Raw genomic sequence first — 14906 nt, forward strand, 5'->3', positions numbered from 1 at the left:
GTGGGCTGGCTGATCCTCGCGCTGATGGGCGCCGTGACTTTTCTCTACGGCGTCAGTACCCACGCGGCGTTGCTTTGCCTGCTGGTCAAACCGCTGCCGGTGCTGGCATTGCTCGGCTGGTTGCACGATGCGCCGCCGAGCGAATATCGCCGCTGGATCAGCCTCGGACTGATTTTCTCGTTGATCGGCGATGTGCTGCTGGCGTGGCCGGGGGATTTGTTCGTCTTCGGCCTGGGTGCGTTTCTGGTCGCGCATCTTGCGTATCTCAAGACTTATCTCAGTGATTGCCGGCGCCTGGCATTGCTGCCGCTGATCCTGGCGCTCAGCGTCGGCGCCGTGCTGTTGGGCATTCTGATTTCCAGTGGACTGGGTCCGTTGACCGTGCCGGTGATCGTTTACGGCACCGCCATCAGCGCCATGCTCTGGCGCGCCCTGGCCCGGCTCGGCAGCAGCGTGCCGCAGCGCTCGGCATTGCTGGCGGCGGGTGGCGCAGTGGCGTTCGTGTTTTCCGACAGCGTGATCGGCATCGATCGTTTTGTCGCACCGTTCCACGCTGCTCCGTATGTGATCATCCTCAGTTACTGGCTGGGGCAGTGGGGCATCGCCGCCTCGGCATTTTCCCAGAGCAAACGTCCGGCCCTTTGACCCGGCGGTTTATCAGACAACCCGCGCATCTGCGCGCCAGTTTGGCTAAAATGCCGGCCTTTTCATCGACACCGCCGGAACCGCCGTGAGCAAAGAACCCGATCGCATTTTCGCCCAGCCGATGGCCCAGGTGCCTGACTTCGCCTTCAACGAAGACGTGGTGCGGGTGTTCCCGGACATGATCAAGCGTTCGGTGCCGGGTTACCCGACCATCGTCGAAAACCTCGGCGTGCTCGCCGCGCAGTTCGCCCAGCCGAACAGCGTGCTCTACGACCTCGGCGCCTCTCTCGGTGCGGTAACCCAGGCCCTGCGCCGGCACGTGCGCACCGACGGTTGCCGGGTGATCGCGGTGGATAACTCGGCGGCGATGGTCGAGCGCTGCCGCGAATACCTCAACGGTCAGGATTCGATGTTCCAGGAGTTGCTGCCAGTGGAGGTGATCGAAGGCGACATCCTCGCCCTCGATTTCAAACCGGCCTCGGTGGTGGCGCTGAACTTCACTCTGCAATTCATCGCCCCGGATCAGCGCACCGCGTTGCTGTCGCGCATTCGCCAATCGTTGCTGCCGGGTGGCGCGCTGATTCTGTCGGAGAAGCTGCGCTTCAACGATGCCGAAGAACACGCGCTGCTCACCGATCTGCACGTCGCATTCAAACGCGCCAACGGCTACAGCGAACTGGAAATCGCCCAGAAGCGCAGCGCCATCGAAAACGTCATGAAGCCCGACAGCCTCGAAGAACACCGCGAGCGTCTGCTGGCGGCCGGGTTCTCGAAAGTCGTGCCGTGGTTCCAGTGTCTTAACTTTGCCTCGTTGATTGCCTTGCCATGATTGATCTGTCTCCCCTCGCCCGCCGTCTGGCCGGTACGCCGCTGGCCGAATGGGCCAACACCCTGCAAGTGCAGCTCGACAAGAAAATGGAGAAAGGCCACGGCGATCTGGAACGCTGGCAAAGTGCGCTGGACGCTTTGCCGAAGCTCCAGCCGACCGAAGTCGACCTGCTCGACGGTCTGAAGCTGGACACCGATTGCGACGACGCAACCCGCGCACAGATGCGCACCGCGCTGATGGGCCTGTCGCCGTGGCGCAAGGGGCCGTTCGATCTGTTCGGCGTGCATGTCGACACCGAATGGCGCTCGGACTGGAAGTGGTCGCGGGTTTCTCCGCATCTGGACCTAAAGGGCAAGCGCATCCTCGATGTCGGTTGCGGCAACGGCTACTACATGTGGCGCATGCTCGGCGCCGGCGCCGACAGCGTGATCGGCGTCGACCCGAACTGGCTGTTCTTCTGCCAGTTCCAGGCGGTGCAACGTTATCTGTCAGAGCCGAATGCCTGGCACCTGCCGTTCCCGTTCGAAGACCTGCCGCCGAACCTGGAAGGCTTCGACACGGTGTTTTCCATGGGCGTGTTCTACCACCGTCGTTCGCCGATCGAGCATTTGCTGGCGCTGAAGGATTGCCTGGTGAAGGGTGGCGAACTGGTGCTGGAGACATTGGTGATCGAAGGCGACAAGCATCAAGTGCTGGTGCCGGAAGACCGTTATGCGCAGATGCGCAATGTGTGGTTTTTGCCATCGGTGCCGGCGCTGGAACTGTGGCTGCGGCGCGCGGGTTTCACCGATGTGAAATGTGTGGATGTGAGCACCACCACCGTCGAAGAGCAGCGCGGGACCGAGTGGATGAAGTATCAGTCGTTGAGCGACTTCCTCGATCCGCAAGATCACAGCAAGACGATCGAAGGGCTGCCGGCGCCGATGCGCGCCGTCATCGTCGCGAAGAAGTAACGACCCCTTCCAGACACTGCAAAAAATTGTGGGAGCTGGCTGGCCAGCTCCCACAGGGTTTGATGTTGTGCTTCAGTCTGCGGGTTTCGCCCGCCGCGCCCTGAAGAACTCGGTCAACACCGCCCCGCACTCCTGCGCCAACACCCCACCTTCATACAGCACTCGATGGTTGAGAAAGCCCTGAGTGAAGAACTGCCCCTGACTCTGCACAATCCCGGCCTTGGGCTCCAGCGCGCCGTACACCACCCGCGCAATCCGCGAATGCACGATCAGCCCGGCGCACATGCTGCACGGTTCCAGCGTCACGTAGAGCGTACTGCCCGGCAGGCGATAGTTGCTCACAGCCTGAGCAGCGGCGCGGATCGCGACCATTTCCGCATGAGCACTCGGGTCACTGGCGCTGATCGGGCAATTGAAGCCGCGACCGATAATCTCGCCATCCTGCACCAGCACCGCGCCCACCGGCACTTCGCCGAGGGCTGCGCCTTGGGCCGCCAACGCCAGGGCTTCGCGCATGAAGTCGCGGTCACGGCTGCGGTCGATGATCGCCGCAGGGCGAATCTGGCGCATCACTTCACCTCGATGGCGGCCATCAGGCCGGTTTCCATGTGGTCGATCACGTGGCAGTGGAACATCCACACGCCAGGGTTATCCGCCACCAACGCCACTTGCGCGCGCTCGTTTTTGCCCAGCAGATAAGTGTCGGTGAAGTACGGCACGATCTTGTGCCGGTTCGACGCAATCACCTTGAAGCTCATGCCGTGCAGGTGGATCGGGTGCTGGTACTGGGTCATGTTCTTCAGTTCGAAAATATAGCTCTGACCCAGTTTCAGGCTGGCGATCGGCCGGTCGGCGCAGGTCTTGTCCGTGATGTCCCAGGCCTTGCCGTTGATCTGCCACAGGCTCGGCGGCTTGCCGTTATCAACATTCACCGACACCGAACCGACCCATTCGAAATTGAAGTTGAGTTTCTCGGCATTGGCCAGGTCCGGCTCGGCCACCGGGTTGGCCGGCAGTGCGTTCGGCCAGTCGGTCGGCGCGTCATTGTTGGCTACCGAACGCAGAGTGCCCAGGCGAACCGGGCCATTGCGCAGCGACAGTTCTTCACCGGCAGCCGGCGCCTTGATCGCCAGACAGATGCGCATGCCCGGGCCGAGCCAGTATTCCTTGCCCAGCGGGCGCGGCTCGACCGGGTTGCCGTCCAGCGCATAAATCTGCGCTTCGACGCCGGGAATATTGATGCGATAGGTCAGGGTATTGTCGAGGTTGAGCAGGCGCACGCGGGTGATCTGCCCCGCCGGCAACTCGATCACCGGCGAAGGCACGCCGTTGATGGTCGACAGCCTTCCTGCCGTACCGCCCCGGGCCGCTTCACGCGGGATGCTGAATTCGACGAAATTGCCCTCGTCGTCGATATGCCAGTTCTTCAGGCTCAGGGTCTTTTCGTACTTGAACCCGGTCGGCTCGCGCTCCTCGACAATCAACGGCCCGACCAGCCCGCGACCGAGTTCTTCGCTGCTGCTGACGTGCGGGTGATACCAATAGCTGCCGGCGTCCGGCACACGGAATTTGTAATCGAAGTATTCGCCCGGCAGCACCGGCAATTGCGACACATACGGCACACCGTCCATTTCCAGCGGCAGGCGGATGCCGTGCCAGTGAATGGTGGTCGCGACCGGCAGATGATTGATGAAGCGAACCCGCAACCACTCGCCCTGACGCACGCGCAATTCGGTGCCCGGCGCCGACGGGCCGAACGCCCACGCCTCGGTCTTGTGCCCCGGCACCAACTCGACATCCAGTGGCGCGGCGATCAGCTCGTAGTCATGCCCCGCATCGGCATCGGCCATCTTGCCCAGCCAGTAACGCGACGCGCCCCCCGCTCCCACGCCAACGACAACAAGACCGGCCAGGCCACCGAGGATTTGGCGACGGGTAAAGGACATGAACTCAACTACCTCACGTATCTGCGGCGGGCCCGCAGGCCCGTAAAGGGCGAATACGATACACCTGCAAATGAGAAAGAAACAGCAACGCGGCCGTGACCACAGGCCGCAGGGGCATCACCCCACTCCACTCGCGAAGCAGCTTGTTACTGTTGAAAAACACAGCAACCTGACAAAAAGCGAAAACCTTCCGTAGAATGCCGGCGTGGCTATGGAGCACCTTCCTTCTAAACCCTATGAACTAGGGGCTCCGCTCTCCACACCGCGCCTGCTCTTAGCAGGCGTTTTCATATCCGCTGTAGACACTATGCTGCAGCTCGCTCACGACGGCGACAAAAGGAGAAAATCAAGCATGAATCAGGAGCTGTTCCTGCGTCGCCGTAGCAAAGTTCACGTTCCGATGGGCACTGGCGGTGCCACCCGCGCTCAGGTCGCGTCGGCTGTCCGGGAAATCGCGGCGTTCCGATGCGTACTGTCAGAGTCTCTGATTGAGCAAATCGGCCGGTTGTCGGCGACAGAACTCAACTCCTGGTTGCGTGACATTGTCAGAGTGCTTCGGCGCAGGAGTGGCGCTCATGTGCACCATCGGCCGTTTTATCCTGACTTTCCAGAGCAGGTTCTGACGACCTCGGAGGCCGAGCTGTACCTCAACGCCGTCATGCATTACCTCACGCTGCGACGTATACCAGCGACTGAAGAGTCTCGCCCCCCACTGCTTGAAGGCAACTTCATTTCCTGGGTTATCGAACCGGGAAGCATCCCTGAGTTCGAGTCACTGCTTGAGCCTCTGGTTTCATCACGCACCTCGCTCTCCGAGGAGGAAGCGACCGATGTCATCTGGTTTATCCGCGAGTACAAAAGTGATGTGTTCCGTCTGCTGCCTGAAGTCGTCCCGTTCCGGGAGATCCGGGCACAGGTTGGCGGCGCACTGATCCGGTATGTAGCCGGCGATACTCGGATAGATACATTCCTGGAGCAAAACGTCGAAACGGCGACTGACGTGCTACGACTGGCGATCGCGCTGCATGGAGGAGACGTGTCGCTGGCGACCGCTACGACACGTTTCAAAGCGATGAAGCGCTCGATGCGCCGCCTGCTGTTGAGTCTGCTCGATCAAATACCCAACGCTACAGAAGACGTGATGCGGCAAGCCGAGCGATGGAAACGCCTGGCTGAAGTGCTTCATCCGGGCGATTACGCCGATAAATACCCAAGAGCGCTGGCCGCCATCACCGCAGCGCGTCGCAACGAAGCGCTCGCCTCATTTGGTTCACGTGTCGAAACACTGTTCGCCCAGCGCGATATTGCCGAGCTTGTGTCCGTGCTCCAGAGTCGTCCCGGTGAGTTCGCACGACGGCTGGACGCGACCCTGCGGCGCGCGACGCAACCGGGGCCGGTTCTCGATGCGTTCGAGGCTGTTGCGGCACAAGTTGCCTCGCCTGTCCTGCTGCAGTTGCTGGCCCAGTCACGTGCGCCACGCCCCTTGCCTCTTAGAGGGTTCACACCCAAGGGTTCGTTCGCCAAAGTCTATGGCATCAAGGATGACCGAGAGCTTCTCGCACCCGAGGTGCTGGCCCGTGCAGCCCGAATCTGCGAGGACGCTCTGGTAACGCGGTTTGCGACACTACCGCCATTGGGTCGCTGTTACATCGATCCGGAATTAAGCGAATTCAGGGTACCGCTGGCACAACGCGCGTCTTCAAAATCGCTACGGACACTGGTGCGGGGCAGCCGATTGCCGATGCCTGACACACGTTTCATTCGTCTGTTCCTTTGGTGGAAAAACGGTCGTTCACGCACGGACATCGATTTGTCCGCCGCATTTTTCGATGCCAACTTCGTGTTCAGGGAAACGGTTGCGTACTACAACCTGAAAGATTACGGCGGCTGCCACAGCGGCGACATCGTCGACGCACCCGAAGGGGCTTCGGAGTTCATCGACCTTGACCTTGAAGTCCTCGTCGAGAAGGGTATCCGTTATGTCGTCACGTCCATCAACTCGTACACCCAGCAACCGTACTGCGATCTTCCAGAATGCTTCGCTGGCTGGATGGCCCGCACCGATACGGCATCGGGTGAAATATTCGAGCCGCGAACAGTGTTCGATCGTATCGATATTGCATCCGACACACAGATCTGCCTGCCATTCGTGATGGACCTGCAGGAGCACCGAGTGATCTGGGCTGACCTGGGACTGACCTCAGCTCCCCGGTGGAACAACGTCGGGAACAATCTCAGCGGAATATCGTTGATGCTGCGGGCTTTGGTACATACACCGCGGCCTGATCTGGAGACATTGTTCGATTTGCACGTACGTGCACGAGGCGAACGAGTGGCTTCGCCGCAGCATGCACAAGCGGTGTTTGCACCTGATCAAGGAATAACGCCGTTCGATACGGATTTGATTCGGTCACAGTTCCTCTAATACCTGCGCCCGCCTCCGCACTTTCCGCCCAAAAACAAAAAAGCCAGTCAGATTAACTGACTGGCTTTTTTATAACCCCTTTTGCGCCTCTGCGAATCCAAACTTGAACTCTAGAGGGCGCGACGCAGGATCACTCCCACTCAATGGTCGCCGGCGGCTTGCTCGACACGTCGTAAGTCACGCGGGAAATACCTTCGATTTCATTGATGATGCGGCCGCTGACAGTTTCCAGCAGTTCGTAAGGCAGGTGTGCCCAACGCGCGGTCATGAAGTCGATGGTTTCCACGGCACGCAGCGCCACGACCCAGGCGTAACGACGGCCATCGCCGACCACGCCAACCGATTTCACCGGCTGGAACACGACGAAGGCCTGGCTGACCTTGTGGTACCAGTCGGCCTTGCGCAGTTCTTCGATGAAGATGTGGTCGGCGCGACGCAGCAGGTCGGCGTATTCCTTCTTCACTTCACCGAGGATCCGCACGCCCAGGCCCGGGCCCGGGAACGGGTGGCGGTAGACCATGTCGTACGGCAGGCCCAGTTCCAGGCCCAGACGACGGACTTCGTCCTTGAACAGTTCGCGCAGTGGCTCGACCAGTTTCAGGTTCATTTCTTCCGGCAGGCCGCCCACGTTGTGGTGCGACTTGATCACGTGGGCCTTGCCGCTTTTCGCGCCAGCCGACTCGATCACGTCCGGGTAGATGGTGCCCTGGGCCAGGTACTTGATGTTTTCCAGCTTGCAGGATTCGGCATCGAACACGTCGATGAAGGTGCGGCCGATGATCTTGCGCTTCTTCTCCGGATCGGCTTCGCCGGCCAGGTTGTTCAGGAACTGCTCTTCAGCGTTGGCGCGGATCACCTTGACGCCCATGTTCTCGGCGAACATGGCCATCACTTGCTCGCCTTCATGCAGACGCAGCAGGCCGTTGTCGACGAAGACGCAGGTCAGTTGATCGCCGATGGCCTTGTGCAGCAGCGCCGCAACTACCGAGGAATCCACACCGCCGGACAGACCCAGCAGCACGTTGTCGGTACCGACCTGTGCGCGGATGTTGGCGATGGCGTCTTCGGCGATCTTCGACGGAGTCCACAGGGCTTCACAGCCGCAGATGTCGAGAACGAAACGCGACAGGATGCGACCGCCCTGCTTGGTGTGGGTCACTTCCGGGTGGAACTGCACGCCATAGTAAGCACGCTCGTCGTTGAACATGCCGGCGATCGGGCAGCTCGGGGTGCTGGCCAGAATGTGGAAATCGCCTGGCATTTTGGTGACCTTGTCACCGTGGCTCATCCACACGTCGAGGCCGAACAGGCCGTCGGCGTCGATGTGGTCTTCGATGCCGTCGAGCAGGCGGCTCTTGCCGACCACGTCAACGCGGGCATAACCGAACTCACGCAGTTCGGAGCCTTCAACCTTGCCGCCCAGCTGCTCGGCCATGGTCTGCATGCCGTAGCAGATACCGAAAACCGGTACGCCCAGATCGAACACCGCTTGCGGGCAGCGCGGGCTGTTGGCTTCGTGCACGGACTCGGGACCGCCGGCGAGGATCACGCCTTTTGGCGCGAATTCGCGGATCGCATCCTCGTCCATGTCGAACGGGTGCAGTTCGCAGTACACACCGATCTCGCGCACGCGGCGGGCGATCAGTTGGGTGTATTGCGAACCGAAGTCGAGGATCAGGATGCGGTGAGCGTGAATGTCGAGGGCCATGATTCAGTCTCGTCTAAGTAATTCAGAAACAGTCTTGATTCAGAAACAACTCGGGGCTGAATAAAACAGCCCCGGTCATTTGACGTTTTGCTTGAAGCCTCAACCTACGCGGTAGTTTGGCGCTTCCTTGGTGATCTGCACGTCGTGGACGTGGGATTCGGCCATACCTGCACCGGTGATCCGCACGAACTCAGGCTTGGTGCGCATCTCTTCGATGTTGGCGCTGCCGGTGTAACCCATCGAGGAACGCAGACCGCCCATCAACTGGTGAATGATCGCGCTCAGGGTGCCCTTGTAGGGAACACGGCCTTCGATGCCTTCCGGAACGAGTTTCTCGGCGCCTGCCGAGGAATCCTGGAAGTAACGGTCGGAGGAGCCTTGAGCCTGGGACATGGCGCCCAGCGAACCCATGCCGCGATAAGCCTTGTAGGAACGGCCCTGGAACAGTTCGATCTCGCCCGGCGCTTCTTCGGTACCGGCGAACATCGAGCCCATCATCACGCAGGACGCACCGGCCACGATGGCCTTGGACAGGTCACCGGAGAAACGGATGCCGCCGTCGGCGATCAACGGAACGCCAGTGCCTTCAAGGGCAGCGGCAACGTTGGCGATGGCACTGATTTGCGGAACGCCGACACCGGCGACGATACGGGTGGTGCAGATCGAGCCAGGGCCGATACCGACCTTGACCGCGTCGGCGCCAGCTTCGGCCAGAGCCTTGGCGGCTGCGCCGGTGGCGATGTTGCCGCCGATCACCTGCACTTCAGGGAAGTTCTCCTTGACCCAGCGAACGCGGTCGATCACGCCTTTGGAGTGACCGTGAGCGGTGTCGACCACCACCACGTCCACACCGGCATTGACCAGGGCAGCAACGCGGTCACCGGTGTCTTTACCGGTACCGACCGCAGCGCCGACGCGCAGACGACCCTGGTCGTCCTTGCTGGCCAGTGGGTAAGCCTTGGCTTTTTCGATATCTTTGACGGTCATCATGCCTTTGAGGGCAAACTTGTCGTCGACGATCAGGACTTTTTCCAGACGGTGCTTGTGCAGCAGCTCGCGGACTTCGTTCTTGTCGGCGCCTTCGCGAACAGTGACCAGACGCTCTTTGGGCGTCATCACTTCGCGAACGGTGGCGTCCAGACGGGTTTCGAAACGCACGTCACGGGAAGTGACGATGCCGACCAGGTCGCCATCGTGCAGAACCGGAACGCCGGAAATGTTGTGCATGCGGGTCAGTTCGAACAGATCACGAACCGTGGCGTCAGCCTCGATGGTGATTGGGTCCTTGACCACACCGGCTTCGAACTTCTTGACCTTGCGAACTTCGGCAGCTTGCTGCTCGATGGTCATGTTCTTGTGGATAATGCCGATGCCACCTTCCTGAGCCATGGCGATTGCCAGACGGGCTTCGGTAACGGTGTCCATGGCGGCAGAAACCAGAGGAATGTTCAGCTCGATGCCACGGGTAAGGCGGGTCTTCAGACTGACTTCGTTAGGAAGCACCTCGGAATAACCGGGCACTAGGAGAATGTCGTCGAAGGTCAGAGCTTCTTGGCTGATACGCAGCATCGCGGGGGCTCCCGAGCGGGAAAATGGAAGCGCGCCATTATAGTCAGACACCCCCTCGGGTTCAATGTAAAACTTGTCTTATATCAATGTTGCTGATGTACGGAAAAAGCGGCCTCTAAAGCTCGACCTTGACCCAGCTCACCGGCTGATCCAGCCAGTCGGCGAATTCGTCTATGAAGCTCTGCTTGAACCCCGCCTCCAGCCAGTTGTTGAAGATGAACCCGAGGTTGGAAAAACCGCACTCCTGCAAATACAGAAAGCCGTTGATGTCGTCTTCATGCCCGCACTCAGGGCAGGTGAAGTTGTCAGTGCGGCCCGGCATCCAGTCTTCCAGGCTTTCGAACAATGCTTCGCCGATTTCCTGACGACACTCGGCACAACCAGCCTCCTCGAGAAAACCCTTGGCTGGCGTGTAGATACAGCGCTTGGTGATGACTTCCAGCCCATTGATCGGCTCACCGAACGGCAACGCCTCGGGGTATAGCACCACCGCGCGGGCGCCATCGGCGATGGCGTAGGCCATGCGATTGCCGGTGCGTCCACAGGTGCTCAGCTCTTCCTTGACGATGTTCTTGCGCACCAGCCAGCGCAGGATCGCCCGGGCCCGGGGCTCGTGCACCGGCAGGTTGGAGATTTTCGGGACGATGATGCTTTGGGAATTCATGGTGCAAGCCTGCTGCGTCAAAGGATGTTCTGCGACGAACGCGGCCGGCAGCTTAATCCCTGACAAAATCCGGTCAAGTGCTTAAATAGCGGCCGATCAGCGCAATCCCGCTTGCCAGCACCAGCCAGGTCACCAGCCGCACGAAGGCCTCGCGGGACAGGCGCATGGTCAAGCGCCGCCCGCCCCACAAGCCCAGCGCCATGGCTGGCAACAGGCACAGCGCAAGCATCAACAAGGGTAGCTCGGCATACACACCGGCGATGGCGAACAGGCTCAAACGCACTACCGTGCTGCAACTGATCAGCGCACTTTGCGTGGCCCGGGCTGCGTCCTTGGGCAGTCGGCTGTTGAGGTAGATCGCATAAAGAAAGCCACCACTGCCGAACAAAGCCCCGAACAGCCCGCCCACCGTGCCCATCGGCAATGCCCACCCGGCGGACAACTGCGTCGGCCGTGCCTTGATCCACAAGCTGTAGATCGCATAGGCACTGATGAACAGCCCCATCAACAGCAGCAAAAGATCGGATTTGAGGTTAAGCAGAAAAATCACCCCCAGCGTGCAACCGACCGCCATGCACGGCAGCAGCCGCAGCAATTCCGGTTTCGCCACATCCCGCCGCGAAGGCAGCAAATTGCCGAACGCCGCGACGAAATCCAGCAACACCAGCAACGGCACGATTTTCGACAGCGGCATGAACAGAATCAGAATCGGCCCCGCCACCAGCGCCGTACCGAAACCGGCAATCCCGAAGACGATGTAGGCCAGCGCGATGGCCAGTCCGATCACCACCCAGCCCTGCGCGCCCCACGACCATTCGCTCAACAAACCCGCCACGCTCATCCATTCGCTTCCTTTATAGACCTGCGATGACTTTAGCCAGCGCCGAGGGTTGCGACTAATATCATCGAATTCGCCAAGCCATCTCGAAAAGGCATGCCTCGTGCTTTCAACCCGTCAATTGCGCTACTTCGTGGAAATCGCCGAAAGCGGCAGCTTCAGCGCCGCAGCCGAACGGCTGTTCATCGCTCAATCGGCGTTGAGCCGGCAGATCAAGGACATGGAAACCCGACTGCAAACACCGCTGTTCGAACGCACCGCGCGTCAGCCCCGGCTCACCGCTGCTGGCGAAGCGTTCCTGCCCCGGGCGAGAAACCTGCTCAATGAACTGAACAAGGCCAGCACCCTGGCCACGGAGATCGGCCAGGGCCAACGCGGCACTTTGCGCGTGTGTCACTCCAGTACCGTCCCGATCAGTGGCCGGCTGCTGAGCGACATGAGCGCATATCTTGAGCAACAACCCGGCGTTTCGCTGGACATCGGCACGCTCTCCTCGGAAGCACAACTTGAAGAACTGGCCGAGGGCCGGCTCGACATCGGCCTTCTGCGTCTGCCAGTACTGCGCCAGCGTGAAGGCGTTCAGGTTGTGCCGCTCTATACCGAGCGCCTGCTGCTTGCCGTGCCGATGAATCATCGACTGGCGTTGGTGGAGGCAGTCGACTTGGCGCAATTGAGAGACGAAGCGTTTATCTCCATCCCGCATCCGCAGCGCGGCGGGCTGAGTTATTTGTGCGCCGACCTGTGCATGCGTCACGGTTTCTTCCCTCAGGCTGCGCGGGTGATGTCGCGCAAGACCACGCAACTGCAGTTGATCCAGGCCGGATTCGGCATCGCGCTACTGCCGGAATCGATGCAGGATATCGCGCCCGCCGGTGTGAGATTTGTCCCGCTGACCGGCGATTGCCAGAGCACCGTCGCCCTCGCCTCTCGGCAAAATCCCACAGCTCTGGTGCAACACTTCCTCCAGACATTCACCGGCGAATGCCTTTAAACTGCGCCCCATGATTAAAGATCCCTTTGCAAGACTCGGCCTGGACCGCGAAGTCCTGACCGTCAGCCAGCTCAACGGCCGCGCGCGGGTGTTGCTTGAAGACGTGTTCAGTAACATCTGGGTCGAAGGCGAAATCTCCAACCTCGCCCGCCCGGCGTCCGGCCACGTGTATTTCACGCTCAAGGACAGCGGCGCGCAGGTGCGTTGCGCACTGTTCCGCCAGAATGCCGCGCGGGTGCGTCAGGCGCTGAAGGATGGCCTGGCGGTCAAGGTGCGCGGCAAGGTCTCGCTGTTCGAAGGGCGTGGCGACTATCAGCTGATCCTCGACACCGTGGAGCCTGCCGGTGACGGCGCCCTGCGCCTGGCCTTCGATGCGCTGAAGGAAAAGCTCAGCGCCGAGGGCCTGTTCAGTGCCGAGCGCAAGGTGCCGCTTCCGGCGCATCCGCAACGCATCGGCATCATCAGTTCACCGACCGGCGCGGTGATTCGCGACATCATCAGCGTGTTTCGCCGTCGCGCGCCGCAAGTGCAACTGACGCTGATTCCGACTGCCGTTCAGGGCCGTGAAGCCACTGCGCAGATCGTCCGCGCTTTGAAAATGGCGGATGCCCGTGGCTTCGACGCGCTGATCCTGGCCCGTGGCGGCGGCTCGCTGGAAGACCTCTGGTGCTTTAACGAAGAGGCCGTGGCCCGGGCGGTGGATGCCTGCATCACGCCGATCGTCAGCGCAGTCGGCCATGAAACCGATGTGTCGATCAGCGACTTCGTGGCCGACGTGCGCGCCCCCACGCCGTCCGCTGCTGCTGAACTGCTTGCACCGGACTCCAGTCACCTGATCCGTCAGGTCGAAAGCCTGCATCGCCGACTGGTGATGCGCATGCGTGATCGCCTGATGCGCGATCGACTGCGGCTCGAGGGCGTGACCCGCCGCTTGCGCCATCCCGGCGAACGTCTGCGCCAGCAGGCACAGCGTCTGGATGACCTCGACATGCGCATGCGCCGTGCCTTCGAGCGTCAGCTCAATACCCGCCGCGAACGCCTGATCCGCCTGGAAACCCGCCTCGCCGGGCAACACCCGGGACGCCAACTGGCCCTGTTGCGCCAACGCCTCGACAGCCTCGCCGAACGCCTGCCACGCGCCATGAACGAAGGCCTGAAACGCCGTCGCCTGCAGCTGCAAAGCCAGATGCAGACGTTGCACGTGGTCAGCCCGTTGGCGACGCTCGGCCGTGGCTACAGCATTCTGCTGGATGAGCGCGGCAACGCGATCCGCAACGCCGCGCAGACCCACACCGGCCAGCGCCTCAAAGCCAGACTGGGCGAAGGCGAGCTGCAAGTGCGCGTCGAGGACAACCACCTGACGCCCGTCACTCTTTCTTTACTGGACTGATCCATGCCGCGTTTTCTCGCTCCGCTGCTGTTGCTGTGCCTGACCTTCAACGCCCACGCCGACAGTTACATCACCCGCCTGCTAAACAAACCGGTGCCGGGCGGCGTGGCAGTCGTCAATCTGGGCAGCGCCGCGCAAGCGCCGAAAGCCACGTACCAGGGCAAACCGGTGCTGGTCGTCAAGGAACAGAACAACTGGCTGGCGATTGTCGGCGTTCCGCTGACCGTCAAACCCGGTATTCAACAGATCAGCAGTGGCGGCCGTAACCTCAACTTCAATGTCGGCAACAAGAAATACCCGGAACAGCACATCACCCTGAAGAACACTCAGCAGGTCAATCCGAACCCGGCCAATCTCAAGCGCATCGAGAGCGAACTGGCCGAGCAGATCAAGGCCTATCGCAGTTTCAGCCCGAACACCCCAAGCAACCTGCTGCTGGACAAACCGGTCAACGGGCCGCTGTCGAGCAAGTTCGGCGTGCGCCGTTTCTTCAACGGTGAAGAGCGCAATCCACACGCAGGTCTGGACTTCGCGGTGCCGGCGGGCACGCCGATCAAGACCCCGGCGGCGGGCAAGGTGATCCTGATCGGCAACTACTTCTTCAATGGCAACACGGTGTTCGTCGACCATGGCCAGGGCTTCATCAGTATGTTCTGTCATATGTCGAAGATTGACGTGCAGAACGGCCAGCAACTGGCGCGTGGCGCGGTGGTTGGCAAAGTGGGCGCCACAGGTCGGGCGACCGGACCGCATATGCACTGGAACGTCAGCCTGAACGATGCGCGGGTCGATCCGGCGATTTTCATCGGGGCTTTCCAGCCTTGATTTGCGGGTGAGGCGACGGCCCTCATCGCGAGCAGGCTCGCTCCCACAGCGATTGCGCACGACGAACGGACTGCGCAATCTCTGCAAACAATCAATCTGATTCAGAGAATAAAATCTCGGAAA

13 protein-coding genes are annotated in these 14906 nt (G+C 60.9%); 7 read left to right on the forward strand and 6 right to left on the reverse strand.

Annotated elements, in window-relative coordinates; all coding sequences use genetic code 11:
* The 3 genes from I5961_RS22820 to cmoB all read left to right on the forward strand — a co-directional run bounded on the left by I5961_RS22820 (position 1) and on the right by cmoB (position 2427).
* Positions 1–645 (forward strand): lysoplasmalogenase, encoded by a 645-nt coding sequence (locus I5961_RS22820; protein ID WP_227233453.1) that lies wholly within the window; start codon positions 1–3, stop codon positions 643–645.
* A gap of 121 nt (positions 646–766) precedes the next feature.
* Complete coding sequence (gene cmoA, locus I5961_RS22825) at positions 767–1474, forward strand: carboxy-S-adenosyl-L-methionine synthase CmoA (protein WP_218888027.1); 708 nt, start codon at positions 767–769, stop codon at positions 1472–1474.
* Positions 1471–2427 (forward strand): tRNA 5-methoxyuridine(34)/uridine 5-oxyacetic acid(34) synthase CmoB, encoded by a 957-nt coding sequence (gene cmoB, locus I5961_RS22830; protein ID WP_227233455.1) that lies wholly within the window; start codon positions 1471–1473, stop codon positions 2425–2427. Before cmoA ends, cmoB begins: the two co-directional genes overlap by 4 nt.
* Before the next feature lie 72 nt (positions 2428–2499).
* Here the strand turns inward: cmoB and tadA are convergent, their stop codons facing one another.
* Both tadA and I5961_RS22840 read right to left on the reverse strand, forming a co-directional pair.
* Positions 2500–2997, reverse strand: a complete 498-nt coding sequence (tadA, locus tag I5961_RS22835; protein ID WP_085699800.1) for a tRNA adenosine(34) deaminase TadA — start codon at positions 2995–2997, stop codon at positions 2500–2502.
* Complete coding sequence (locus tag I5961_RS22840; RefSeq protein WP_227233456.1) at positions 2997–4373, reverse strand: multicopper oxidase family protein; 1377 nt, start codon at positions 4371–4373, stop codon at positions 2997–2999. The genes tadA and I5961_RS22840 overlap by 1 nt, the downstream gene beginning before the upstream one ends.
* Positions 4374–4725: 352 nt before the next feature.
* On the opposite strand from I5961_RS22840, the gene I5961_RS22845 reads away from it, so the two are divergent.
* Positions 4726–6798, forward strand: a complete 2073-nt coding sequence (locus I5961_RS22845; RefSeq protein WP_227233458.1) for a TerD family protein — start codon at positions 4726–4728, stop codon at positions 6796–6798.
* A gap of 130 nt (positions 6799–6928) precedes the next feature.
* Here the strand turns inward: I5961_RS22845 and guaA are convergent, their stop codons facing one another.
* The 4 genes from guaA to I5961_RS22865 all read right to left on the reverse strand — a co-directional run bounded on the left by guaA (position 6929) and on the right by I5961_RS22865 (position 11580).
* The gene (gene guaA / locus I5961_RS22850; RefSeq protein WP_085699807.1) at positions 6929–8506 is read right to left on the reverse strand and encodes a glutamine-hydrolyzing GMP synthase; all 1578 of its coding nucleotides are present in this window, start codon (positions 8504–8506) and stop codon (positions 6929–6931) included.
* A 99-nt stretch (positions 8507–8605) separates the two neighbouring features.
* Complete coding sequence (guaB, locus tag I5961_RS22855) at positions 8606–10075, reverse strand: IMP dehydrogenase (protein WP_011335798.1); 1470 nt, start codon at positions 10073–10075, stop codon at positions 8606–8608.
* A 115-nt stretch (positions 10076–10190) separates the two neighbouring features.
* Positions 10191–10739 (reverse strand): sugar ABC transporter ATPase, encoded by a 549-nt coding sequence (locus I5961_RS22860; protein ID WP_085610914.1) that lies wholly within the window; start codon positions 10737–10739, stop codon positions 10191–10193.
* A 73-nt stretch (positions 10740–10812) separates the two neighbouring features.
* On the reverse strand, positions 10813–11580 hold the full coding sequence (locus I5961_RS22865) for a sulfite exporter TauE/SafE family protein (protein WP_085699809.1): 768 nt from the start codon (positions 11578–11580) through the stop codon (positions 10813–10815).
* Positions 11581–11680: 100 nt separating this feature from the next.
* Between I5961_RS22865 and I5961_RS22870 the strand changes: the two genes are divergently transcribed.
* From I5961_RS22870 to I5961_RS22880, 3 genes are read left to right on the forward strand one after another with little or no spacing between them, the layout of a single operon-like run.
* The gene (locus I5961_RS22870; protein ID WP_227233460.1) at positions 11681–12568 is read left to right on the forward strand and encodes a LysR family transcriptional regulator; all 888 of its coding nucleotides are present in this window, start codon (positions 11681–11683) and stop codon (positions 12566–12568) included.
* Between the two features lie 10 nt (positions 12569–12578).
* Positions 12579–13958 (forward strand): exodeoxyribonuclease VII large subunit, encoded by a 1380-nt coding sequence (xseA, locus tag I5961_RS22875; protein WP_227233461.1) that lies wholly within the window; start codon positions 12579–12581, stop codon positions 13956–13958.
* 3 nt (positions 13959–13961) lie between these two features.
* Positions 13962–14783, forward strand: a complete 822-nt coding sequence (locus I5961_RS22880) for a peptidoglycan DD-metalloendopeptidase family protein (RefSeq protein ID WP_085701755.1) — start codon at positions 13962–13964, stop codon at positions 14781–14783.
* Positions 14784–14906 lie beyond the last annotated feature (123 nt).

It is taken from the genome of Pseudomonas sp. IAC-BECa141 (genome assembly GCF_020544405.1).
Classification (GTDB): Bacteria; Pseudomonadota; Gammaproteobacteria; order Pseudomonadales; family Pseudomonadaceae; genus Aquipseudomonas.